Consider the following 20842-nt stretch of genomic DNA (forward strand, 5'->3'; position numbering starts at 1 on the left):
GGGGGATATCCTGCCCTAGGCGAGGTCGGGCCGCAGCTGCGGCTCAATCACTGCGCGGTAATCTTCAGGCGCAGGCCTGGCGCTGAAATCCTCTGGCGCGATAAAGACACAGACGAATTTGCCCTCAAAACAAAGGGTGCCATCCTGCCGTGCTTCGACCCGAAAGGTCACGGATTTCTGACCCAGAGCCACAGGCCAGACCGAACAGGCCAGCCGATGGCGCGGTGTGACGGGAGAGCGGAAATCGATGCTCATATGCACGAACGGCGTGCCGGTGCCACGGTCCAGCTCCATCTGATACCAGCCATCCCCGTCCAGCTGATGTTCCCACCAGGCATCGATTGCCTGCAACGCAAACCCCGGCAAATGGCCGGTATAGGCAATGCGCGCCGGGTCACAGTCGCCCCAGCCTACACGGATTTCATGGATAAAATCGGGCGTATGGCTGTCGGTCATTCTGGGCCTCGGATCTGGAAAAACGGGATTGGAAATGGCAACGGCCACCCATCAGACCCCAGGGTCAAACGGGTGGCCGCGAGAGTGAACCGCGCCGTCAGCGCATCAACATCAACGGCAGCAACGTGATGATCGGAAACGCCACCAGGATCACAACCCGGATCAGGTCGGAGGCGACAAAGAACATCACCGCCTTATAGGTGTCGACCATACGGGTCGTCCGATCCATCGCGTTGATCACAAACAGGTTCATGCCAACCGGCGGTGTGATCAGGCCAACCTCGACCACGATCAGAACCAGAATGCCAAACCAGATTGCGACGTATTCGGTCTCCATCCGGTTCGCCATGCCCTTTGTCACGCGAATGCCCAGCTCTTTCATCTGCTCGCGGGTCAGCTCGGCGCCGGTGGCAATCGCCTCCTGGATTGAAGCAAGCATTTCCGCCCCCATCCCCTGCGGCACACCCGCCTTCAACACCTCCATCGCAGCTTCGGCCTGCATGGCGGGCAGGTTCACCAGACCAAAATCCATCGCCGAAATGACAGGGTAGAAAATCGGGATGGTCAGCAGGATCATCGACAGGCTGTCCATCAGGCAACCGAACACCAGATAGAAGGCCAGGATCAGCATCAGCACCATCCAAGGGCTCAGCCCTTGTGAGACCACGAAATCGGCCAGTTCCTGTGGCACCTTGGTGAGGGCGAGGAACCCGTTGTAGAACCCGGCCCCCAACACAATGAAAAAGATCATCGCGGTCGAGCGTGCTGTCACCATGAAGCTGTCAGTCAGGGTCTCGCGATTAAGCCCACCATTCAGCCAGGCAATCAGCCCGGTCCCCAACGCGCCAACGGCGGCGCCTTCGGTCGGGGTGAACCAACCAAGGTAGATACCACCAACCACCAGTCCAAAGACCAGAAGAACCGGCCAGACATGGAACAGCGCCGCAAACCGTTCGCCCCATGGTACAGGCGGGCGGGTGCCGGCACTTCCGGGAAAGACGCGGACGTAGATCGAGATTGCAATCACATAGCCGATGGCGGCCAGAATACCGGGGATGAAGGCGGCAAGAAACAGTTTGGCAATGTTCTGTTCGGTCAGGATCGCGTAGATCACCAGCACCACAGAGGGCGGGATCAGAATGCCCAGGGTGCCACCAGCCGCCAGCGTCGCGGTGGAAAACCCACCGGCATAACCGTAGTTGCGCAGCTCAGGCAGGGCAACACGGCCCATGGTGGCAGCCGTTGCCAGCGATGAGCCGCAGATCGCACCAAAACCCGCACAGGCGCCGATGGCGGCCATGGCAACACCGCCCTTCTTATGGCCAAGGAACCCCTCCGCCGCCTTGAACAGCGCGGTGGACATGCCTCCCAGCGTCGCAAAATGACCCATCAGCAGGAACATTGGCACGATGGTCAGTGAATAGGAGGAGAAGGTCGAATAGGTCTCGCTCTTCATCCGGCCAAAGGCAACTTGGGTGCCGTCAGTCACGATGATCAGCCCGACCAGACCAACGAGGAACATCGACAGGCCAATCGGAACCCGCAGGAAAATCAGCATCATCAGGACGGGAAAAGAGGCAATCCCGATTTCAAGCGCAGTCACTGTTCGCCCTCCACGCCGTCCCAGACAAGGATGCGGCCAGTCATAAATTCAATCGTACGTATAGCGGCCATATAGATGCCCACCACTGCGGCCACGCTGGCCGCGACTAGGCTGGCGGCATAGGCCCACCAGACCGGAAACTCGAGCAGGAAGGAGGTCTCGCCGTTCTGGAACTTGCTCAGCGCACCAGCCCCAAGCCGGACCGCGATCAGCACCAGCACTGCCGCAAAGACGATCTCCGTCACCATCCGCAGGAATCGCTTGGCTCCCCTCGGAAAACTGTTGGTCACAATGTCCACTGACGCATGACCGGCCGTAATTTGACACAGCGGCAGAAAGGCAAAGATCGCAAAGGCAACGCCCGCCTCGACCACCTCGAAATCCCCGTTGATCGGCCCGACGCCGATCGCGATCAACCACTCGGCCAGATCCGGCGCGATGCTCTGCATCAGGGCGCCGTGCAGCCCCCCGTTCAAGAGCCGCCCGGCAATCGACAGACATGTCAGCAGGATCAGCAGCGACAGCACAACGCCGCCCGCCATGGCCATGGATCTGGCCAGTCCCATCATCAGCTTGTGCATGGAAAGCCTACCCTTTCAGGTGGGGGTGGACCTGCGGATTAACGCAGCCGCAGGTCCACCAGTCTTGGCTCAGTTGTCGTACTGAGCAGTGTATTTGTCGATCAGATAGGTGGCCTGCTCCAGCAGCGCGTCACCATCGACCCCTTTGGCCTTCATATCATCCAGCCACTGTTTGTAGATCGGCTGCGACGCCTCACGCCAGATCGCGGTCTGCTCTTCGTCCAGAGTGATGACATTGTTGCCTTCGTCCAGCGCAAATTCCCGCGCGGGAGTGTCGGCATCCGCCATAGTGCCACCGGCAAAGACGGAGAATTCCAGACCGGAATTCTCATCAACAGCCTTCTTCAGATCGTCAGGCAGGCTTTCGTACTTCTCCTTGTTCATCGCCAGAACAAAGGTCAGCGTATAAAGCGCACGGCCAGTGAACTCGGTGTGGTTCTCGACCAGCTCCGGCACTTTCAGCGCGGTGGTGACTTCCCACGGAATAGTGGTGCCGTCGATCACGCCCTTGGACAGCGCTTCGGGGATGGCCGGAACCGGCATACCCACCGGGGTTGCGCCCAGCTCGGTCAGCAGTCCATTCACAGACCGGCCACCGCCACGGATTTTCATGCCGCGCAGGTCATCGGGGGATTCCACCGGATCAGTGGTATGGATGATGCCCGGACCATGGACCCATGTGCCCAGGATTTTCACGTCCTTGAACTCAGTGTCCTTCATATGTTCGTCGAACATTTCCCAATAGGCGTGCGACGCCGCGCGCGCATTGGTCATCATGAACGGCAGTTCGAACACCTCGGTCGACGGGTAGCGGCCAGGCGTATAGCCCACCACGGTCCAGACGATATCTGCAACACCATCAATGGCCTGATCCATCAGCTCTGGCGGTTTGCCGCCCAGCTGCATCGACGGATAGCGGTCAATCTTGATGCGGCCATCGGAAGAGGCCTCAACCTTGTCGGCCCAGACATCCAGAATCAGCTTGGGCACATTCGCCTGCGCCGGCAGAAACTGGTGCAGCTTCAACGTCACCTCCTGTGCCATGGCAGACGTCGCGCCCATTGCCATGAGTGCAACGGCCCCCGCCGCGCCAAGTAGCTTTCTCCGAGTGGTCATGTGTTTCCTCCCTCTGACCTTTGTTCGTTCCATTTATCGCCATCGGACCCAGCCGATGCAACAAACGCCCTTGCCCTGCGACACTGTGCAAACGAGGTTACTTGACCCCAGATCGTCACGATAGCGCCCCCTTGGCTCACCAGCTATTAGGTGCATTTGTAACCATCAACCGATGATTATGCATTTCTGCCACATGATTTCGCGATCCTGCGTAAGCTGCACAGCGTGTCGAAAGAAAAATACGTTACAAGATAATCAAAACAAGCGGTAATTCGGTTACTAAACTCGCGCCATAGGTGTGTATTGATGTTAAACTCACCATAACGCCTGTATATCGCGCGCCGATCTCTCAGCGCAGCGTCAACCGCACCGGCATCAACCCGTCAATCCCACCTTCGATATAATCGCCTGCGACAACCGGTCCGACGCCCGCCGGGGTGCCTGTCATGACCAGATCGCCGGGCCGCAGGTGATAGTACCGTGACAAATGGCAAAGGATTTCCTCAACCGACCAGATCAGTTCCGCAAGCGAGGCGTCCTGGCGAATCTCATCATTGACCCGCAACCAGATCCGCTGTTGCCCCGGCGCGCCCCAGTCCGCCGCCGCGCGCAGCGGCGCAAAGACACTGCCGTTCTCCAGATCCTTTCCCAGACTCCACGGGCGTTGCTTCTGCCGCTCACCCAGTTGCAAATCCCGCCGGGTCATATCCAGTGCGCAGCCGTAGCCCCAGATCGCTGCGCGCGCCTGCGAGGCCGTCGCATCCTGCAACGGCGCAGAAATAGCCACCACAAGCTCCATCTCATGATGAAAATTCTCCGTCCCCTGCGGATAGGGCACCTCGGCACCGCTCAGCACCGCGTGGGCTGCTGATTTGGTGAAATAGAACGGCTTTTCACGATCCACCTCAACGCCCATTTCGGCCGCATGGGCAGCATAGTTGCGCCCGACACAAAAGATTCGGCCAACCGGAAACCCGGCCTCCTGACCCTCAACCGGAATCACGGGCTTCGCAGGCAACTCAAACATAGGCGACACCATCACAGGCTCCTTACCTCTGGGACAAAACCGGCAACCGCCCGCAGGCCGCACCGCTTTGCGTTAGCGCTCGCCGCACCCTATCAACCCAAGGCAGCCCCCGCGACCACAGAGCCACGAAAACAGAGGACTTTTGCAAGAAAAGACCAAGAAACACCCAGCAGCGACAGCTGCGGTGTTTGGTAGATTATCTGGAAATTTTCAGTGGAAAGAGAGGAAGTGGTGAGCCGTGCAGGATTCGAACCTGCGACCCACTGATTAAAAGTCAGTTGCTCTACCAACTGAGCTAACGGCCCACTTCTTCATCGGAACAATGCGTCGTTCCTTGGTCGCTCTTTAAGGACATAATCCAGAAGGATCAAGCACTTAATTTGCTTCGGAGCGGCGCGACCGTGTCAGTCATGCTGTCCCGATAGGCGGCGTATCTAGGGGTAAGGGCAGAGACGGTCAACCCCTTTTTTCAAGTTTCTCGCTGCAAGGCTGGATTCATCTCCGGCGGAGGTCTATATGCCCGAAATGACCATAGGATCAGACACCCGCTTGCCCTTTATGAAAATGCATGGCCTCGGCAACGATTTCGTTGTGGTGGACGCGCGCGATCAAACCTGGGACATCACCCCAGCCATGGCTGAGGGAATCGCCCATCGTCAGATGGGGATTGGATTTGATCAGCTGGCGGTCATCACCAAAGGTGACGAGGACGCACATCTGACGTTCTACAACGCCGATGGATCAACCTCTGCCGCCTGTGGCAATGCCACCCGCTGTATCGCACGCCAGCTGCTGGATGAAAGCGGCAAGACTCACCTGCGTCTGACCACCGACCGTGGTCTCCTCCTGGCGGAGGACGCAGGGAACGGGCTCACCTCCGTCAACATGGGTCAGCCGCAGCTTGACTGGCAGGACATCCCGCTGGCCGAGGATGTTGATACGCTTGAACTGCCCATCGAGGGCACCCCCACCGCCACTGGCATGGGCAACCCCCATTGCACCTTTTTTGTAGAAAACGCAGAGGTGATTCCGCTCGCGGAGTTTGGCGCGCGCTACGAACACCACCCGCTGTATCCCGAACGCACCAATGTGCAGGTGGCCCATGTGGTCGCCCCGGATCATCTGCGGATGCGGGTCTGGGAACGCGGTGTCGGCATTACACTGGCCTCCGGCTCCTCCTCCTGCGCAACAGCCGTGGCCGCTGCGCGCCGCGGGCTGACGGGGCGCAAGGTCCAGATCGATCTGGACGGCGGCACGCTCTGGATCGACTGGCGCGAGGATGGCGTCTGGATGACCGGTCCCACCATGCATGTGGCCGACGGCCATTTCACCCGCCAATTCCTCGAAAGCCTCTCCAAGTGACCAACGCCCCCAAGTTCACAACACTCGGCTGTCGGCTGAACGCCTATGAGACCGAGGCCATGAAGGAACTCAGCCAGCAGGCCGGGCTTCAGAATGCGGTGGTGGTGAACACCTGCGCTGTCACGGCAGAGGCGGTGCGCAAGGCCCGGCAGGAGATTCGCAAGCTGCGCCGCGAAAACCCCGACGCGCCGATCATCGTCACCGGCTGCGCCGCCCAGACCGAGCCTGAGACCTTTGCCGCCATGGATGAGGTCACGCAGGTCATCGGCAATACCGAAAAAATGCAGGCGGACACCTGGCAGCAGATCGCCAAGGGACCGGATTTCATCGGCACCACCGAAAAGGTGCAGGTCGACGACATCATGTCCGTGACGGAAACCGCAGGCCACCTGATTGATGGCTTCGGCACCCGCTCGCGCGCCTATGTGCAGGTCCAGAATGGCTGCGATCACCGCTGCACCTTCTGCATCATCCCCTATGGTCGCGGCAACTCACGCTCGGTTCCGGCAGGCGTGGTGGTGGACCAGATCAAGCGGCTGGTGGACCGGGGTTATAATGAGGTGGTGCTGACCGGCGTCGATCTCACCTCCTGGGGCGCGGATCTGCCCGCCACGCCAAAGCTGGGCGATCTGGTGATGCGCATCCTGAAGCTGGTGCCGGATCTGCCACGGCTGCGGATCTCCTCGATCGATTCGATCGAGGTGGATGACAACCTGATGCAGGCAATCGCAACAGAACCCCGTCTGATGCCGCATCTGCATCTGTCCCTGCAGCACGGCGATGACCTCATTCTGAAACGCATGGCCCGGCGCCACCTGCGCGATGATGCGATCCGCTTCTGCGAGGAAGCCCGCAAACTGCGCCCGGAGATGACCTTCGGTGCCGATATCATCGCGGGCTTTCCGACCGAAACCGATGCCCATTTTGAGAATTCGCTCAAGCTGGTCACCGACTGTGATCTCACCTGGCTGCATGTTTTCCCCTACTCAAAGCGCGAGGGAACACCCGCAGCCCGGATCCCCAGCCAGGTCAATGGCACTCTGATCAAGGACCGCGCCGCCCGCCTGCGCGCCGCTGGGGACACCCAGGTTCAGACGCATCTGGCCGCCGCAAGGGGCAAAGCCCATCAGATTCTGATGGAAAATCCCCACATGGGCCGAACCGAACAATTCACCGAAGTCACCTTTGCCACGCCCCAGGTCGAAGGGCAGATCGTGACCGCCACACCAACCGGGATCACAGGCACGCAGCTCACGGTCTGACCGCGCCTATACATTGGGAGACAGATGCATCAATGGCTCTCATTCTCTTTCTTCATGGCGCCTCCAGCAGCGGTAAATCCACACTTGCAACCGCATTGCGGGATCAGGCGTCGCGGCCCTTCCTGCATCTTTCCATTGACCATCTGCGCGACAGTGGCGCCTGGCGGCCTGCGGATTATCCCGATTGGCCCACAGCGCGTCCGGCGTTCTTTGTCGGCTTCCACCGCATGCTGGCCGGCTTTGCCGAGGCCGGGAACGACCTGATTGTCGAACATATCCTCGACACTCCCGGCTGGCACGCTGAGCTACAGGCCCTGCTGAGCCGCCATGATATTGTCTTTGTCGGGCTGCGCCCGCCGCTCGCAACGCTCACTCAGCGCGAGAAGATCCGCGGCTACAGGCCTGCAGGCAGCGCCGCACGAGACGCGGCGCATGTCCATGATGGGCTCCGCTATGATCTGGAATTTGACGGCAGCACCCCGGCCGCAGATATGGCCCAAACGCTCCTCACACATCTAGAGACCCCAAGACTCCGCTCCCGCTTCTTCGCCTGACAGCAGCCTCAGCGCGCCCAGCCCGGTCATCTGCCCCGGTCATCTACCCCCGTCACCTTTCCAAAAATACTCCGGGGTGAATGCCCGCAGGGCAGAGGGGCAGCGCCCCCAAAACGAAAAACCCCCGCAGGGCAGGACCGTGCGGGGGTTTCATGTTCTTAATGGCAGAGAGAACCGGCTTAGCTGGTTTTCCTGCCTTTGTGCGGTGCCCAGAGACGCTTGTTGGTCAGATACAGCAGCACCGACAGCAGCGTCAGGAACAGCACGCCGACAAAACCAGCCTGCTTGCGTGCCATCATCTTCGGCTCTGCGGTCCACATCAGGAAAGCCGCGACGTCCTGAGACAGGCTTTCCACATCTGTCGGCGCGCCATCGATGAACTCGACCTGCTCATCCGAAATCGGCGGCGCCATGGAGATCCAGCCACCCGGGAAGGCCGTGTTCTCATAGAAGGTGGTGCCAGCCTCTTCCTTGGTTTCACCCGTGTAGCCCGCCAGCAGAGAGGCGATATATTCGGCGCCGCCCATGCCTTTGAACATCTGGTTCAGACCCAGACCATAGGGCCCGTGAAAGCCTGCCCGCGCCTTCGCCATCAGCGACAGGTCAGGGGCACCAGCGTTGTTGTTCTCCGGGAAGTGATCCGTCGGCTTCGCCGGGCGGTCCTCATCCAGTTCCGGGTCATAAACGCTGAAGTTGTCAGCCGCATAGGCACGGACCTGATCCGCAGGCAGGTTCGGTCCGCCTTCGTCTGCCAGCGTGCGCAGCGGCACCTGTTTCAGACCGTGGCAGGCCGCGCAGACCTCGGTATAGATCTGCAAGCCGCGCTGCAGCTGGTTGGTGTCATAGGTGCCGAACGGGCCTTCAAAAGAGAAGTCGTAGTCTTCGACATGGCCTGCCCCGCCTGCCGCAAAAGATGCGGCAGGAACGAGCGCCAGAGCGAAGGCGGCACCGGTTGCAAGTTTTTTCAACATGGTTGCTGTCCTTCTCAATTACTCAGCCGGCGTGGCGTCAGCGCCAGATTTTTTGCCGTAGTGGGCATCAAAATCGGCTTCGATGGTCTCGGGAATGGCCGTCGGCTTCTCGATCACGCCCAGCAGGGGCAGGATGACCAGGAAGTAACCGAACCAATAAGCCGAAGCCACCAGGGAGAACGACGCATAGGGTTCTTCCGCAGGCATCGCACCCAGCCACATCAGGGCAAAGAAGTCGATGACCAGCAACAGGAACCACCATTTGAACTGCGGACGGAAGCGACCGGAGCGCACACGGCTGGTGTCCAGCCAGGGCGCCAGCGCCATCACGGCAATCGCACCAAACATCGCCAGAACACCAAAGAACTTGGCATCCACGATACCACCGGTGACGAAGGACGCGATCTGCACAACCCAGACTTCAGAGGTGAAGGCCCGCAGGATCGCGTAGAACGGCAGGAAGTACCATTCCGGAACGATATGCGCAGGGGTCTGCAGCGGGTTGGCTTCGATGTAGTTATCCGGGTGCCCCAGGTAGTTCGGCATGAAGCCAACGATTGCCCAGAAGATCACCAGCACAACCGCCAGACCAAGGAAATCCTTGATCACGAAATACGGCCAGAAGGGCAACGTATCCTTAGACGCGTCTTCCTTGGAGGTGCGGCGCACTTCAACACCGGTCGGGTTATTGTTGCCCGTGGTGTGGAACGCCCAGATGTGGACGATCACGAGACCGGCAATCACAAACGGCAGCAGGTAGTGCAGCGAGAAGAAGCGGTTCAGCGTCGCGTTATCCACGGCCGGACCACCCAGAAGCAGGGTCTGGATCGGCTCACCGATGAACGGGATCGCGCCAAACAGGCCGGTGATCACAGTCGCGCCCCAGAAGGACATCTGACCCCAGGGCAGAACGTAGCCCATGAATGCGGTGCCCATCATCATCAGATAGATCAGCATACCGATGATCCACGTGATCTCGCGCGGTGCCTTGTAGGAGCCGTAGTACAGACCACGGAAGATGTGGATATAGACCGCAATGAAGAACAGCGACGCGCCATTGGCGTGCAGGTAGCGGATCATAAAGCCGCCGTTCACGTTGCGCATGATGTGCTCAACGGAGGAGAACGCCAGATCCACATGCGGGGTGTAGTGCATCACCAGAATGATACCGGTGACGATTTGCAGGGCCAGACAGAAAGCCAGAACAATGCCCCAAATCCACAACCAGTTCAGGTTTTTGGGCGTGGGGATCATGATGGTGTCGTAGATCAGGCCGACGATGGGCAGACGGCTGTGAAGCCACTTCTCGCCACCGGTTTTCGGCTCGTAATGATCGTGCGGAATGCCGGACATATGTGCCTCCCTTATCCCAGTTGGATGGTCGTTGCGTCGATGAACTCCGCGGCCGGAACCGGCAGGTTCTCGGGTGCGGGGCCTTTGCGGATACGACCGGCAGTGTCGTAGTGCGAACCATGGCAGGGGCAGAACCAGCCGTTGAATTCGCCTGCACCGTCACCCAGCGGCACACAGCCGAGGTGGGTACACACACCCATCATCACCAGCCATTCGCCAGCGTCATCCAAGGTGCGGTTTTCGTCGGATGCGTCCAGACCGGGTTTGTTCGCATTGCGGTCCTGCTGATCGGGCAGTTCCGCCAGATCGACAGCACGGGCTTCTTCGATCTCTTCCGCGGTACGGCGGCGAATGAACACCGGCTTGCCAAGGAACATAACCGAGAGCTGAGTCCCGACTTCTACGCCGCTCACATCCACGATGATCGAGGACAGAGCCTGAACGTCAGCCGAGGGGTTCATCTGGTTGACCAAGGGCCAAATTGCGGCACCCGCGGTCACTGCCCCGGCGCCGGCAGTGGCGTAGTAGAGGAAATCTCTCCGGGTTCCTTCGTTGTCTTCTGCGTGGGACACGAGGTTTTCTCCAATTCCAGCGCCCGTTTAGGGCAAACATGCGCATGCACTGCGCAAAGAACGCAGTGACTCATCGCGGGTATCTAGCGGGGAGAAGGGCTTTCGTCCAGCGGTCATAGGCGCGCAGATGGACGCATCCGCAAGTAATTATGTGCAACTGTTGCAAACAGCCTCACATATTTGCGCAGGCGCACCCGAATTCAAGGGGTACGCCTGCGCCAGATCTCAGCTTTCCGGCGGGCGTGTCGCCTGCATCGACGGGCGCGAATCGAATGCGGCAAACCACTCTGCAAGCGCCTCATTGCCGTTGCGCCATCCCATATCCGGGTGGCGGAAATCCACATAGGCCAGCGCACAGGCCACCGCGATCTGGCCGATGCGTAGCGGGCCATGCAGATGCGCCATCCAGCGTGTGTTCAGCGCCGCACAACCACCCAGCACCTTGCCGCTCTGTCCTTCGATCCACTCAGGCCACTGTTTATCCGCCGGGCGTAGACGCTTTTCGTAGGACAGCAATACCGCCGCCTCCATGATCCCATCGGCCGTGGCCTCCAGCACCCGCGTGTCCCAGCCGCCCTCATAAAGCGCACCACCCGCTCGGTCGGCCAGATAGGCGCAGATCACCCGGCTGTCATACAGCGTCGCCCCATCCGCCCGTTCCAGAGCCGGGATCTTCGCCAGCGGATTGGCCGCCTTCAGATCGCTCGCCGGGGAAATCGGTGTCGTGGCCACCGGACGCAGCTCCACATCTGCCAACTGATCTGTCTCGTGCAGCAGCACCATGACCTTGCGCACATAGGGAGAGGTCGGCGCGTGATAGAGTTTCATGTCGAATGTCCTTTTAATGGTAATCTGACCAGTCGTGTTTCACTCTAGCTGCGCAGGCCGGTAGGAAAACCCCCCTTTGCCGCGCGCCGCGGGCGCGCTTTTTCTTGCCTTTGACCTGTGTTGCGGCCATGGTCGCGCTGTTCTCAGGGCGGGGCGGAATTCCCCACCGGCGGTAAGCGGGCCAGTCCCGCAAGCCCGCGAGCGGCTTCCAGGTTTTTGGAAGTGTCAGCAGATCTGGTGCAACTCCAGAGCCGACGGTCATAGTCCGGATGGAAGAGAACGTGTGACGGGGCCACGGGGAACGTGTGCCCTCATCACTCGTGATCGCCTTGGGTGACGTGTCAAACCTATAGGAGTTATCGATCATGACACACACCCGTTTCGCATTCATCAAGGCGCATTGGCATTCCGATATCGTCGACCGTGCGCTGGAGGGTTTTCAGGAGCTGATCCCCGCCGAGCAGATCGACGTATTTGATGTGCCCGGTGCCTTTGAAATGCCACTTCTGGCCAAAGAACTGGCTAAGACCGGCAAATATGACGCCATCGCCTGCGCGGCCTTTGTGGTGGACGGCGGCATCTATCGCCATGATTTTGTGGCGCAAGCCGTCGTGGACGGTCTGATGCAGGCTGGTATGGACACCGGCGTGCCGGTCCTGTCCGTGTCCCTGACGCCGCACCACTATCAGGAAACCGATCATCACAACGCGATCTACCGCGCGCATTTCGTCGACAAGGGGCGCGAGGCAGCCAATGCCGCACTGATGATCACCAAAACCCGCAAGGAGGCACTGAGCGCCTAAACCCTCAGGGCGCGAAGGCCTATCCCAGATAGGCCTTCAGCGCAGGCGGCGGATTGTCCAGCAATTCCGCCGTCGCCATCGGCGGGTGGGCCACGCCATCCGCCACCAACACCACCTGATCGGCAATCCGGCGCGCATCCGCAGGATCATGACTGACCATCAGCACGGTGGCCCCGGTCTCTGTCGCCAATTCCGCCACCAGATCCAGCATCTCCGCCTTCAGCGCTGGCCCAAGCGCCGCGAATGGCTCATCCAGCAGCAGAAGATCACGCCCCTGCACCAGCACACGGCCCAGCGCCACGCGGCTTTGCTGGCCACCGGACAGGGCGGCGGGCTTGCGGTCTTCCATACCCTGAAGGCCAACCCGTATGATCGCCGCGCGCACCTTTTCCTGTTCTTCAACACTCAGACGCAGGTTCGGGCGGATCCCCAACCCCACGTTCTGCGCCACGCTCAGATGCGGAAACAGATTTCCATCCTGAAACAGCATCGCAATCGGCCGCTGCCCCGGCAATACACCGGTCAGCGCACGATCCTGCCAGGATAGCGTGCCGGCCGTGATGGGAACAAACCCCGCGATGGCCTCGATCAACGTGGTCTTGCCCGCCCCGGAGGGACCAATCACCGCCACCCGGTGACCTGCCTCGATCACAAGATCCGCACGCACGATAAAGCCGCCGTTGTCCAATCTGCAGTTCTCAAGTCTCAGCATGACGCCGACCTCCCCGGTCGAGAATGTAAAACGCCCCCATGGACAGGCACAAAAGCAACAGCGCCCCACCCGAGGCCGCTTCCATCCGATACGCCCCCATCAGGCGATAGATCTGCAAGGGCAATGTCGCGGTTTCGCTATCGGCAAACAGCGCAATCACGCCCAGATCGCCCATCGACAGCGCTGCCGCCAACCCGGCGGCAAAACCGATCTGAGGGCGCAGACGGGGCAGCAGCACCCGGCTTAGAAACACCCCGCCGCGCATATCAAGCGAAAGGGACAGACGACTATAGCGCGCCAGCACCTCCCGCACCCGCGGAATCAGAATGCGCAGGGCGAAGGGCAGCGACATCAACGCATTCACCACCGCTGTGACCGGCAAGGCCAGGGCAAAAGGATCCGCCACTGGATAGATCAGAATAAACAGGCCGGTGCCAATCACCAGCGGCGATACCGCCAGCCCCAACAGGCCCGACAGTTCCACCAGCCCACCTCGGCCCAGCGCCACGGCCACCGCCATCGGCAGCGCAAGCGCCAGCAGCACAAGCGTGCTCACCCCTGCAATCAGCACCGAATTGCCCGCCGCCAGCCAGACCGAGGGCCCCATCGACACCAATCCCGGCAGCCCAGCAATCACAATCGCGCTCAGCGGAAGCAACAAGAACACTGCGGCACCGATGATACATATAGCGTCTGCGATGCGTGCGACGCTCTCCCGCCCGTCCCAACGCCGTACCGGACGGTCCAATCCAGCGCCAAACCCTTCGCCCGTGGCGACCCGAAGGGCCACCAGCGCTGCACCTCCGGTCAGCAAAAGCTGAATGCCCGACAGCATCGCTGCACGGCCGAGATCAAAGTCAAACCGAAACGCCTGATAGATTGCCAGTTCAATGGTGGTGGCGCGCGGCCCACCCCCCAGCGTCAGCGCCACGGCAAAGCTTGACAGGCAGATCGCAAACACCACCGCCAGCGCACCGGGCACCACCTGCCGTAGCATCGGCGCCTCCAGCAGCCGCCACATTGCTCGGCGATCTGCATTGATCTGCGCCGCCAGGCGAAACCGTTCTGCCGGGATCTCCTGCCAGCCCTGCAGGATCAGCCGAGTCGCCAGTGGCAGATTGAAAAACACATGCGCCAGCACAACCCCGTGCAACCCGTAGATCTGCAGCGGTTCAAACCCGAACAGGCCCAGCAGATCACTCAGCCAGCCCGACCGGCCAAATACCGCAAGAATGCCAAGGATTGCCACAATCACCGGCAGGATGAAGGGCGCCCCCATCAACGCAATCAGCACCCGCCGCCCGACGAACCGTCGCCGCGCCAGCGCCCGCGCCACCGGAACGGCGAGCACCACGCTGAACAGGGCGGACAAAACGGCCTGCACCAAGGTGAATCGGATCGCGGCCCAATCAGCAAAGCCAAGCCCACGCCCTACCTCCGCACGCCAGACCACTGCGGCCAGCGCCCCAAGGATCAGCGCCGCCACAGAGGCAGCGACGCCCAGACCCCAGCGGGATCTTAACGGCTGAGCGCGGTCAGCCATTCATCCAGCGCCACATCGCGCAGCGCCGCCGCCTCGTCTTCGCTCAGCAGCAGCGATTTTTCTGGCGACACCAGGGTCTCAAACCCTTTGGGCAAACCCTCTGCCGGAGTCACTGCCGGATACATCCAGTTGGTGGTCGGGATGACCGACTGGAACGCGTCACTGACCATGAAGGCGAGGAACTGATCCGCCAGCTCCGGCTGATCGCTGTTCGCCAGCTTGCCGGCAACCTCGACCTGCATGTAGTGACCTTCATCAAACACCGCTGCCGCCTTGCTGTCATCTTCCTCAGCAATCAGGTGATAGGCGGGAGAGGTGGTGTAGGACAGCACCATATCGGCTTCGCCCTCCAGGAACAGACCATAGGCCTCGGACCAGCCCTTGGTCACGGTCAGCACGTTGTCCGCCAACCCGTCCCAGACCTCAGGTGCCTTGTCGCCATAAGCGGCCTTCACCCACATCAACAATCCCAGACCCGGCGTAGATGAACGCGGATCCTGAATGACGATTTTCAGATCGCTCGCAGCCAGTTCGCCAAAGTTCTTCGGCGCGACAGCATCGGCCTTATGCACAAAGGCGAAATACCCCCAGTCATAAGGCGCGAAAGTGGCGTCTTCCCAGGCAAAGGGCAGTGCGTAATCAGCACTGACCGAGTGTTCCGCAAACAGGCCCGTCTCCTTGGCCGCCGCGGTCAGATTGGTATCCAGCCCCAGCACGACATCGGCGTCAGACCGCGCGCCTTCCAGCTTCACCCGCGCCAGCAGGGCCGCGCCGTCGCCTGCGCCGACCAGCTTCAGATCGCAACCACAGGTCGCCTCAAAGGCTTTCTCGACGGCCGGACCCGGCCCCCAGTCGGAGACGAAGCTGTCATAGGTATAGACAATCAATTCAGGCGTATCGGCATAGGCCGCCGTAGCGCCCAGCAATCCCGCTGCAAGTACAAGATGTTTCATGGCATCCTCCATCGCGACGAGGGGCAAGGGTGGAGCCAGTCCATACCTTCCCTCCGCCGGTTCTAGCCGGTTCAGGTTCTACGGGTGTGATCTCAGCGTCAGTGACGCACCCCGAGGTGGCGCGGACCCTAAGCGGCAGACTCGCGAAAGACAAGCGATAGCCGCCTCGCCTATGCTCAAAGAACGACAGTAGGGCTGACCAATTGTTTCGCACGCGAAACATTGGGGGAGTCTGCCTGTCCTTTCTGTCAGGTTAACACCCCCATCTTCTGACCGGAAATATCCCGGGGGAGTCGCCCAAGGGGCGGCGGGGGCAGCGCCCCCAACGGGCTGCGCAACACAGGAAACCCCTTGAGACAGCCGCCCACCCCCGCTAAGCACTCCCGCAAAGGAGACCGCGCCCATGTCGATCAACAGCTTTGGCCATTTGTTCCGTGTCACCACCTGGGGCGAAAGCCACGGACCCGCCTTGGGTGCGACGGTTGATGGCTGCCCGCCAAATGTGGCGATTGACCCTGAAATGCTGCAGCAGTGGCTGGACAAGCGCCGCCCCGGTCAGAACAAGAATATGACCCAGCGCAACGAACCTGACGCGGTCAAAATCCTGTCCGGTGTGTTCGAGGGCAAATCGACCGGCACGCCGATCCAGCTGATGATCGAAAACACCGACCAGCGTTCCAAGGACTATGGCGATATCGCCCAGACCTTCCGCCCCGGCCATGCCGACATCACCTATTTTCAGAAATATGGCAATCGCGATTATCGTGGCGGTGGCCGCTCCTCAGCCCGCGAAACCGCAGCCCGTGTGGCAGCGGGCGGTGTTGCCCGCGAAGCGATCAAGGCACTGGTCCCCGGGCTGGAGATCAAAGGTTACATGACCCGCATGGGGGAGATGGAAATCGACCGCAGCCGCTTTGACTGGGACGCCATCGACAAGAATGATTTCTGGATCCCTGATGCTGCTGCGGTGCAGGACTGGGAAGACTACCTACAGGGGCTGCGCAAGGATCACGATTCCGTCGGCGCGGTGATTGAGGTTGTCGCCCGCGGCGTGCCCGCAGGCATCGGCGCGCCGATCTATGGCAAATTGGACACTGATCTGGCCGCCGCGATGATGTCGATCAACGCTGTCAAAGCCGTCGAAATTGGCGAAGGCATGAATGCAGCCCTGCTCAAAGGGTCTGAAAACGCTGATGAGATCTTCCTCGGCGAGGATGGCCAGCCGGTTTATTCGTCAAACCATTCCGGCGGCATTCTGGGTGGCATCTCCACTGGGCAGGATGTTGTGGTGCGCTTTGCGGTCAAACCCACGTCATCAATCCTGACGCCGCGCCAGTCGATCCGCAAGGATGGCAGCGCTGCCGAGGTCATCACCAAAGGCCGCCATGATCCCTGTGTCGGCATCCGCGCGGTGCCGGTGGCAGAGGCGATGATGGCCTGCGTGATCCTGGATCACCTGCTGCTGCATCGCGGTCAGGTGGGTGAGAACCAGGGCCATATCGGCGGCTGATTCTCCCTCCGTCTCGCCCTATGTCAGACGCGCGACGGTGCAACCCTCTCCAATCAGGTAAACAGCTGGGCGAATGTCTCGCGCAGCGCTTTTTTCTGCACTTTGCCCATGGTGTTGCGCGGCAGTTCCTCCATCAGCGCGATATGTTTGGGCTGTTTGAACTTCGCCAGCTGCCCTGACAATGCGGACTTGATGGCCGCAGCATCGGTGCCCTCCCCAGTCGGGACCACAACAGCCACAACCGCCTCGCCGAAATCGGGATGCGGCACGCCGATCACCGCGCTTTCCAGCACCCCGGGAAGATCGTCGATTAACGCCTCGACCTCCTTCGGGTAGACATTGAAGCCGCCGGAGATCACCAGATCTTTCTCCCGGCCCACGATGGTGACGTAGCCCCTGTCGTCGATCTTCGCCAGATCACCGGTGATGAACCAGCCATCCGGTCGCAGTTCCTCAGCGGTTTTCTCGGGCATCTGCCAATAGCCCTGAAACACATTCGGGCCACGCACTTCCAGCACGCCGATTTCACCCAGCGGGATCTCCGCATTGTCCAGCGTCACCCGCGCCTCCACCCCCGGCAGCGCCAAGCCCACGGTGCCAGCGATCCGCTCGCCATCATAAGGATTGGACGTGCTCATATTGGTTTCCGTCATCCCGTAGCGTTCCAGAATACGGTGACCGGTGCGGGCCTGCCATTGCTCGTGGGTCTCCACCAGAAGCGGCGCGGACCCAGAAATGAACAGCCGCATATTGGCCGCCAGATCGGGGGTCAGCCGTGCGTCCGACAAGAGCCGCGTGTAGAAGGTCGGCACCCCCATCAGCGCCGTGGCATTTGGCATCGCGGCCAGAATCGCATCCGCATCGAAACCGGGCAGCAGCACCACCTGTGCACCCGACAAAAGCGCCACGTTGGTCGCCACAAACAGCCCATGCGTATGAAAGATTGGCAGCGCATGGATCAGCACATCCTTCGCCGTGAACTGCCAGTAGTCCCGCAAGGTCAGCGAGTTGGAATAGAGATTTTCATGACTGAGCATCGCTCCTTTGGAGCGTCCGGTGGTGCCGGATGTATAAAGGATCGCGGCCAGATCAGAGGGCACGCGCGCCACCGGATCAAATCCGCTCTGGGCTGCCGCCAAATCCCCTAGACTGCCCTGCTCCGCCGCATCCAGCGTCAGCAGTTGTGCCGCGCCTGCAACCACCTGAAGCCTGTCGAGCCGCGACGGATCACAGACAAAGACGGACGGTGTGGCATCCCCGATGAAGTAGGCAACCTCAGCATCGGTATAGGCGGGGTTCAGTGGCAAAAACACCGCCCCCGCCATCACAGTTCCCAGGTAGAGTTGAATTGCTGCCAGGGATTTATCCACTTGCGCAGCCACACGATCCCCCGGCGCAACTCCACGTGAAACAAGTGCGGCCGCCATACGCTCCGCGCCCGCAAACAGATCGCCATAGCTGACCAGATCCGCTCCGGGACGGGTGGCGAACAGCGCATCCTCGCGCCCCAGGGACGCCGCACGCAGGTGGCAGATCAGCGGATTCGCGTTATACATTCGGAGAGCTCCTTGCAGCTGGGCAATAGGTGATTGCGGCGTTGCGTGACCTTGGACAAAGCCGGGCGGGAAAATCAACCCGTTGCACTTTCCGACGCGGCGGCGCAGGGTCTGGGCATGGTCAAATCCTTAACATCGCATCAACCGGGCCGCGCCATCGCGCTGAAACTGGCCGCCATTGCCCTGTTCACCGGGCTGTCGGCGATTATCAAGGCGACCTCTGATGTGGTGCCAGCTGGCGAAGCGGTGTTCTTCCGGTCTTTCTTTGCCATTCCGGTGATTCTCGTCTGGCTGTCCATGCGAGAAGAACTGGGGCGCGGATTGCGCACCTCACATCCGGGCAAGCATTTCCTGCGCGGCATATTGGGAACCACCGCCATGGGCATGACCTTCATGGGGCTGGGAATGCTACCTCTGCCCGAGGTCACGGCAATTGGTTATGCCACACCGATTTTCACACTCATTCTTGCGGCGGTTTTGCTCGGCGAACGGATCCGCCTGATCCGCATCAGTGCCGTGACCATTGGGTTGATCGGTGTTCTGGTGATGCTCTGGCCGCGACTGGGAAGCGGCGACCTGGGTGATGCAGCGACGATCGGCGCCATCCTGATCCTGATTGCCACCGTGGCGCGGGGGGTGGTGCAGATCCACATCCGCCGCATGGTGATGACGGAGCATACTGCTGCCATCGTGTTCTATTTTTCGCTCACGGCCTCGCTCCTGTCGCTGTGCACGCTGCCCTTTGGCTGGGTCTGGCCTGATCCAACCACGCTGGCGCTTTTGATCAGCGCGGGGCTGGTCGGCGGCGTGGCCCAGATCCTTGTCACATCCTCCTACCGTTTTGCGCCCGCCTCCATGCTGGCCCCCTACGACTATTCCTCGATGCTGTTTGCCATCCTTCTGGGCTATATCTGGTTCAACGAACTGCCGACGCTGGTGATGCTGATTGGCGCCGGGCTGGTGATTGCCGGCAATGTGCTGGTGATCTGGCGCGAAAGCCGGTTGGGGCTGGAACGTGGCAAGGCGCGGTCTGTCACAGATCCCAAAGGGTGAGCCGCAGCCAACGCAGACTCTATTTGGACGCCATTCGTGCCCGCAGCGCGTTGACCCGGTCCCGCAGGTCCAGAATATCCTGAAGATCGCCGCCCATTTCTTCTACTGCGCAGGCGGTGATCTCGCCTGCCTGCACCGCAAGATCCCGGCCCTTTGCGCTGAGTTGGATCAGTCGGCTGCGGTCATCCTCCGGGTTGGGAACCCGGGAAAGAAAACCTGCCATCTCCATCCGTTTCAGCAAGGGCGTCAGCGTATTGGTTTCCAGATCCAGCCGCTGACCCAATGCGCCGACGGTCTGCCCATCAGCATGATAGAGCGAGACCAGCACCAGATATTGCGGATAGGTCAGACCCAGAGGCGCCAGCAAGGGACGGTAAAGCCGGGTCAACGCGTGATTTGCCGAATAGATGGCAAAACACAGCAGATCAGGCGTATCCGGGATGTCAGGGGGCGGCGCATTGGTCATGGGTATAATTTAAATCGCGCACGATCCATCTGCAAGGACTTGACGTCGCGCAAGGAAGTCCATTTATATCGCACGCGACATAAATAACTTCGACAGTGACCCAGGAAAGGATCCCGCCATGAGCGTCTCCCCAGTCTATACCGCATCCGCCACTGCAACCGGTGGCCGCGATGGCAAGGCCAGCATTCACGACAGCGACCTCAGCTTTGATCTCGATCCACCCAAAGAAATGGGTGGCGGCGGCAATGGCAGCAACCCGGAGCAGCTGTTCGCAGCAGGCTACGCGGCCTGTTATATTGGCGCGATGAAATTTGCCACCACACAGGACGACGCTCTGGCCAAGGTCCCGAATGATGTGTCGGTCCACGCCGAGGTCGGTATCGGCCCGCGTGACGAGGGCGGTTTTGGCCTGACCGTTGCGCTGAAGGTGGCGCTGCCCGGTCTCTCCCCCGAAGAGGCACAGGCCGTGACCGAGGCCGGTCACAAGATCTGTCCCTATTCCAACGCTGTGCGCGGCAATGTGACCGTCACAACCGAACTGGTCTGAGACCCGGTTGGGTG

Annotated in this window: 21 protein-coding genes, 1 tRNA gene and 2 riboswitches; of the genes, 7 read left to right on the forward strand and 15 right to left on the reverse strand. The window is 60.6% G+C overall.

Annotation, left to right across the window (positions count from 1 at the left end):
• Positions 1-15: 15 nt before the first annotated feature.
• The 6 genes from GAL_RS16895 to GAL_RS16920 all read right to left on the reverse strand — a co-directional run bounded on the left by GAL_RS16895 (position 16) and on the right by GAL_RS16920 (position 5088).
• The gene (locus tag GAL_RS16895) at positions 16-456 is read right to left on the reverse strand and encodes an acyl-CoA thioesterase (RefSeq protein WP_024098774.1); all 441 of its coding nucleotides are present in this window, start codon (positions 454-456) and stop codon (positions 16-18) included.
• A 97-nt stretch (positions 457-553) separates the two neighbouring features.
• Positions 554-2059 (reverse strand): TRAP transporter large permease, encoded by a 1506-nt coding sequence (locus GAL_RS16900; RefSeq protein ID WP_024098775.1) that lies wholly within the window; start codon positions 2057-2059, stop codon positions 554-556.
• Positions 2056-2640: a TRAP transporter small permease gene (locus tag GAL_RS16905; RefSeq protein ID WP_024098776.1), complete on the reverse strand. Its 585-nt coding sequence runs from the start codon at positions 2638-2640 to the stop codon at positions 2056-2058. The genes GAL_RS16900 and GAL_RS16905 overlap by 4 nt, the downstream gene beginning before the upstream one ends.
• A 69-nt stretch (positions 2641-2709) precedes the next feature.
• Positions 2710-3756, reverse strand: coding sequence for a TRAP transporter substrate-binding protein (locus tag GAL_RS16910; protein ID WP_014881445.1), 1047 nt, complete (start codon positions 3754-3756; stop codon positions 2710-2712).
• A 349-nt stretch (positions 3757-4105) separates the two neighbouring features.
• Positions 4106-4795: a fumarylacetoacetate hydrolase family protein gene (locus tag GAL_RS16915; RefSeq protein WP_024098777.1), complete on the reverse strand. Its 690-nt coding sequence runs from the start codon at positions 4793-4795 to the stop codon at positions 4106-4108.
• Positions 4796-5012: 217 nt separating this feature from the next.
• Positions 5013-5088, reverse strand: a tRNA-Lys gene (locus tag GAL_RS16920).
• A 211-nt stretch (positions 5089-5299) separates the two neighbouring features.
• Between GAL_RS16920 and dapF the strand changes: the two genes are divergently transcribed.
• Genes dapF through GAL_RS16935 form a run of 3 tightly spaced genes read left to right on the forward strand, consistent with a single transcriptional unit; the run spans position 5300 to position 7961 of the window.
• Positions 5300-6145: a diaminopimelate epimerase gene (gene dapF / locus GAL_RS16925; protein WP_024098778.1), complete on the forward strand. Its 846-nt coding sequence runs from the start codon at positions 5300-5302 to the stop codon at positions 6143-6145.
• Positions 6142-7407, forward strand: a complete 1266-nt coding sequence (gene mtaB, locus GAL_RS16930) for a tRNA (N(6)-L-threonylcarbamoyladenosine(37)-C(2))-methylthiotransferase MtaB (RefSeq protein WP_024098779.1) — start codon at positions 6142-6144, stop codon at positions 7405-7407. Before dapF ends, mtaB begins: the two co-directional genes overlap by 4 nt.
• A gap of 32 nt (positions 7408-7439) precedes the next feature.
• Positions 7440-7961 (forward strand): chloramphenicol phosphotransferase CPT family protein, encoded by a 522-nt coding sequence (locus GAL_RS16935; RefSeq protein ID WP_024098780.1) that lies wholly within the window; start codon positions 7440-7442, stop codon positions 7959-7961.
• A 179-nt stretch (positions 7962-8140) separates the two neighbouring features.
• Here GAL_RS16935 and GAL_RS16940 read toward each other — a convergent pair whose 3' ends face one another.
• The 4 genes from GAL_RS16940 to GAL_RS16955 form a co-directional block, all read right to left on the reverse strand.
• Positions 8141-8932, reverse strand: coding sequence for a cytochrome c1 (locus GAL_RS16940; protein ID WP_024098781.1), 792 nt, complete (start codon positions 8930-8932; stop codon positions 8141-8143).
• An 18-nt stretch (positions 8933-8950) separates the two neighbouring features.
• Positions 8951-10285 (reverse strand): cytochrome b, encoded by a 1335-nt coding sequence (gene petB, locus GAL_RS16945; protein ID WP_024098782.1) that lies wholly within the window; start codon positions 10283-10285, stop codon positions 8951-8953.
• Between the two features lie 11 nt (positions 10286-10296).
• Positions 10297-10857: a ubiquinol-cytochrome c reductase iron-sulfur subunit gene (gene petA, locus GAL_RS16950; RefSeq protein WP_024098783.1), complete on the reverse strand. Its 561-nt coding sequence runs from the start codon at positions 10855-10857 to the stop codon at positions 10297-10299.
• Positions 10858-11082: 225 nt separating this feature from the next.
• Positions 11083-11685, reverse strand: a complete 603-nt coding sequence (locus GAL_RS16955; protein ID WP_024098784.1) for a glutathione S-transferase — start codon at positions 11683-11685, stop codon at positions 11083-11085.
• A gap of 135 nt (positions 11686-11820) precedes the next feature.
• Positions 11821-11970, forward strand: a riboswitch (FMN riboswitch).
• Positions 11971-12050: 80 nt separating this feature from the next.
• Here GAL_RS16955 and GAL_RS16960 point away from each other — a divergent pair.
• A complete protein-coding gene (locus GAL_RS16960; RefSeq protein ID WP_024098785.1) occupies positions 12051-12488 on the forward strand; it encodes a 6,7-dimethyl-8-ribityllumazine synthase in 438 nt (145 codons plus the stop codon).
• Positions 12489-12507: 19 nt separating this feature from the next.
• Here the strand turns inward: GAL_RS16960 and GAL_RS16965 are convergent, their stop codons facing one another.
• From GAL_RS16965 to thiB, 3 genes are read right to left on the reverse strand one after another with little or no spacing between them, the layout of a single operon-like run.
• On the reverse strand, positions 12508-13200 hold the full coding sequence (locus GAL_RS16965; RefSeq protein ID WP_024098786.1) for a thiamine ABC transporter ATP-binding protein: 693 nt from the start codon (positions 13198-13200) through the stop codon (positions 12508-12510).
• On the reverse strand, positions 13187-14743 hold the full coding sequence (locus tag GAL_RS16970; RefSeq protein WP_024098787.1) for a thiamine/thiamine pyrophosphate ABC transporter permease ThiP: 1557 nt from the start codon (positions 14741-14743) through the stop codon (positions 13187-13189). The genes GAL_RS16965 and GAL_RS16970 overlap by 14 nt, the downstream gene beginning before the upstream one ends.
• Complete coding sequence (gene thiB / locus GAL_RS16975; RefSeq protein WP_024098788.1) at positions 14719-15696, reverse strand: thiamine ABC transporter substrate binding subunit; 978 nt, start codon at positions 15694-15696, stop codon at positions 14719-14721. The genes GAL_RS16970 and thiB overlap by 25 nt, the downstream gene beginning before the upstream one ends.
• Before the next feature lie 31 nt (positions 15697-15727).
• Positions 15728-15820, reverse strand: a riboswitch (TPP riboswitch).
• Positions 15821-16099: 279 nt separating this feature from the next.
• Here thiB and aroC point away from each other — a divergent pair.
• A complete protein-coding gene (gene aroC, locus GAL_RS16980) occupies positions 16100-17206 on the forward strand; it encodes a chorismate synthase (protein WP_024098789.1) in 1107 nt (368 codons plus the stop codon).
• 53 nt (positions 17207-17259) lie between these two features.
• On the opposite strand, the gene GAL_RS16985 is transcribed toward aroC, so the two are convergent.
• Positions 17260-18762: a malonate--CoA ligase gene (locus GAL_RS16985; RefSeq protein ID WP_024098790.1), complete on the reverse strand. Its 1503-nt coding sequence runs from the start codon at positions 18760-18762 to the stop codon at positions 17260-17262.
• A 117-nt stretch (positions 18763-18879) separates the two neighbouring features.
• Here GAL_RS16985 and GAL_RS16990 point away from each other — a divergent pair, with 117 nt between their 5' ends.
• Positions 18880-19815: a DMT family transporter gene (locus tag GAL_RS16990; protein WP_024098791.1), complete on the forward strand. Its 936-nt coding sequence runs from the start codon at positions 18880-18882 to the stop codon at positions 19813-19815.
• A 19-nt stretch (positions 19816-19834) separates the two neighbouring features.
• On the opposite strand, the gene GAL_RS16995 is transcribed toward GAL_RS16990, so the two are convergent.
• Positions 19835-20281, reverse strand: a complete 447-nt coding sequence (locus tag GAL_RS16995; protein ID WP_024098792.1) for a MarR family winged helix-turn-helix transcriptional regulator — start codon at positions 20279-20281, stop codon at positions 19835-19837.
• A gap of 118 nt (positions 20282-20399) precedes the next feature.
• On the opposite strand from GAL_RS16995, the gene GAL_RS17000 reads away from it, so the two are divergent.
• Entirely contained in the window at positions 20400-20828 is a 429-nt protein-coding gene (locus tag GAL_RS17000; RefSeq protein ID WP_024098793.1) for an organic hydroperoxide resistance protein, read from the forward strand.
• The last annotated feature ends 14 nt before the right edge of the window (positions 20829-20842 follow it).

Source organism: Phaeobacter gallaeciensis DSM 26640, from assembly GCF_000511385.1.
GTDB classification, from domain to species: Bacteria; Pseudomonadota; Alphaproteobacteria; order Rhodobacterales; family Rhodobacteraceae; genus Phaeobacter; species Phaeobacter gallaeciensis.

Bases quoted from the DNA above. Each gene is read 5' to 3' on its own strand.
- GAL_RS16985 (WP_024098790.1), bottom strand. From the start codon at position 18,762: ATGTATAACGCGAATCCGCTGATCTGCCACCTGCGTGCGGCGTCCCTG.
- GAL_RS16915 (WP_024098777.1), bottom strand. From the start codon at position 4,795: ATGGTGTCGCCTATGTTTGAGTTGCCTGCGAAGCCCGTGATTCCGGTT.
- GAL_RS16995 (WP_024098792.1), bottom strand. From the start codon at position 20,281: ATGACCAATGCGCCGCCCCCTGACATCCCGGATACGCCTGATCTGCTG.
- GAL_RS16910 (WP_014881445.1), bottom strand. From the start codon at position 3,756: ATGACCACTCGGAGAAAGCTACTTGGCGCGGCGGGGGCCGTTGCACTC.
- GAL_RS16960 (WP_024098785.1), top strand. From the start codon at position 12,051: ATGACACACACCCGTTTCGCATTCATCAAGGCGCATTGGCATTCCGAT.
- GAL_RS17000 (WP_024098793.1), top strand. From the start codon at position 20,400: ATGAGCGTCTCCCCAGTCTATACCGCATCCGCCACTGCAACCGGTGGC.
- GAL_RS16955 (WP_024098784.1), bottom strand. From the start codon at position 11,685: ATGAAACTCTATCACGCGCCGACCTCTCCCTATGTGCGCAAGGTCATG.
- GAL_RS16965 (WP_024098786.1), bottom strand. From the start codon at position 13,200: ATGCTGAGACTTGAGAACTGCAGATTGGACAACGGCGGCTTTATCGTG.
- GAL_RS16970 (WP_024098787.1), bottom strand. From the start codon at position 14,743: ATGGCTGACCGCGCTCAGCCGTTAAGATCCCGCTGGGGTCTGGGCGTC.
- GAL_RS16940 (WP_024098781.1), bottom strand. From the start codon at position 8,932: ATGTTGAAAAAACTTGCAACCGGTGCCGCCTTCGCTCTGGCGCTCGTT.
- dapF (WP_024098778.1), top strand. From the start codon at position 5,300: ATGCCCGAAATGACCATAGGATCAGACACCCGCTTGCCCTTTATGAAA.
- GAL_RS16895 (WP_024098774.1), bottom strand. From the start codon at position 456: ATGACCGACAGCCATACGCCCGATTTTATCCATGAAATCCGTGTAGGC.
- GAL_RS16905 (WP_024098776.1), bottom strand. From the start codon at position 2,640: ATGCACAAGCTGATGATGGGACTGGCCAGATCCATGGCCATGGCGGGC.
- GAL_RS16990 (WP_024098791.1), top strand. From the start codon at position 18,880: ATGGTCAAATCCTTAACATCGCATCAACCGGGCCGCGCCATCGCGCTG.
- thiB (WP_024098788.1), bottom strand. From the start codon at position 15,696: ATGAAACATCTTGTACTTGCAGCGGGATTGCTGGGCGCTACGGCGGCC.
- aroC (WP_024098789.1), top strand. From the start codon at position 16,100: ATGTCGATCAACAGCTTTGGCCATTTGTTCCGTGTCACCACCTGGGGC.
- petB (WP_024098782.1), bottom strand. From the start codon at position 10,285: ATGTCCGGCATTCCGCACGATCATTACGAGCCGAAAACCGGTGGCGAG.
- GAL_RS16935 (WP_024098780.1), top strand. From the start codon at position 7,440: ATGGCTCTCATTCTCTTTCTTCATGGCGCCTCCAGCAGCGGTAAATCC.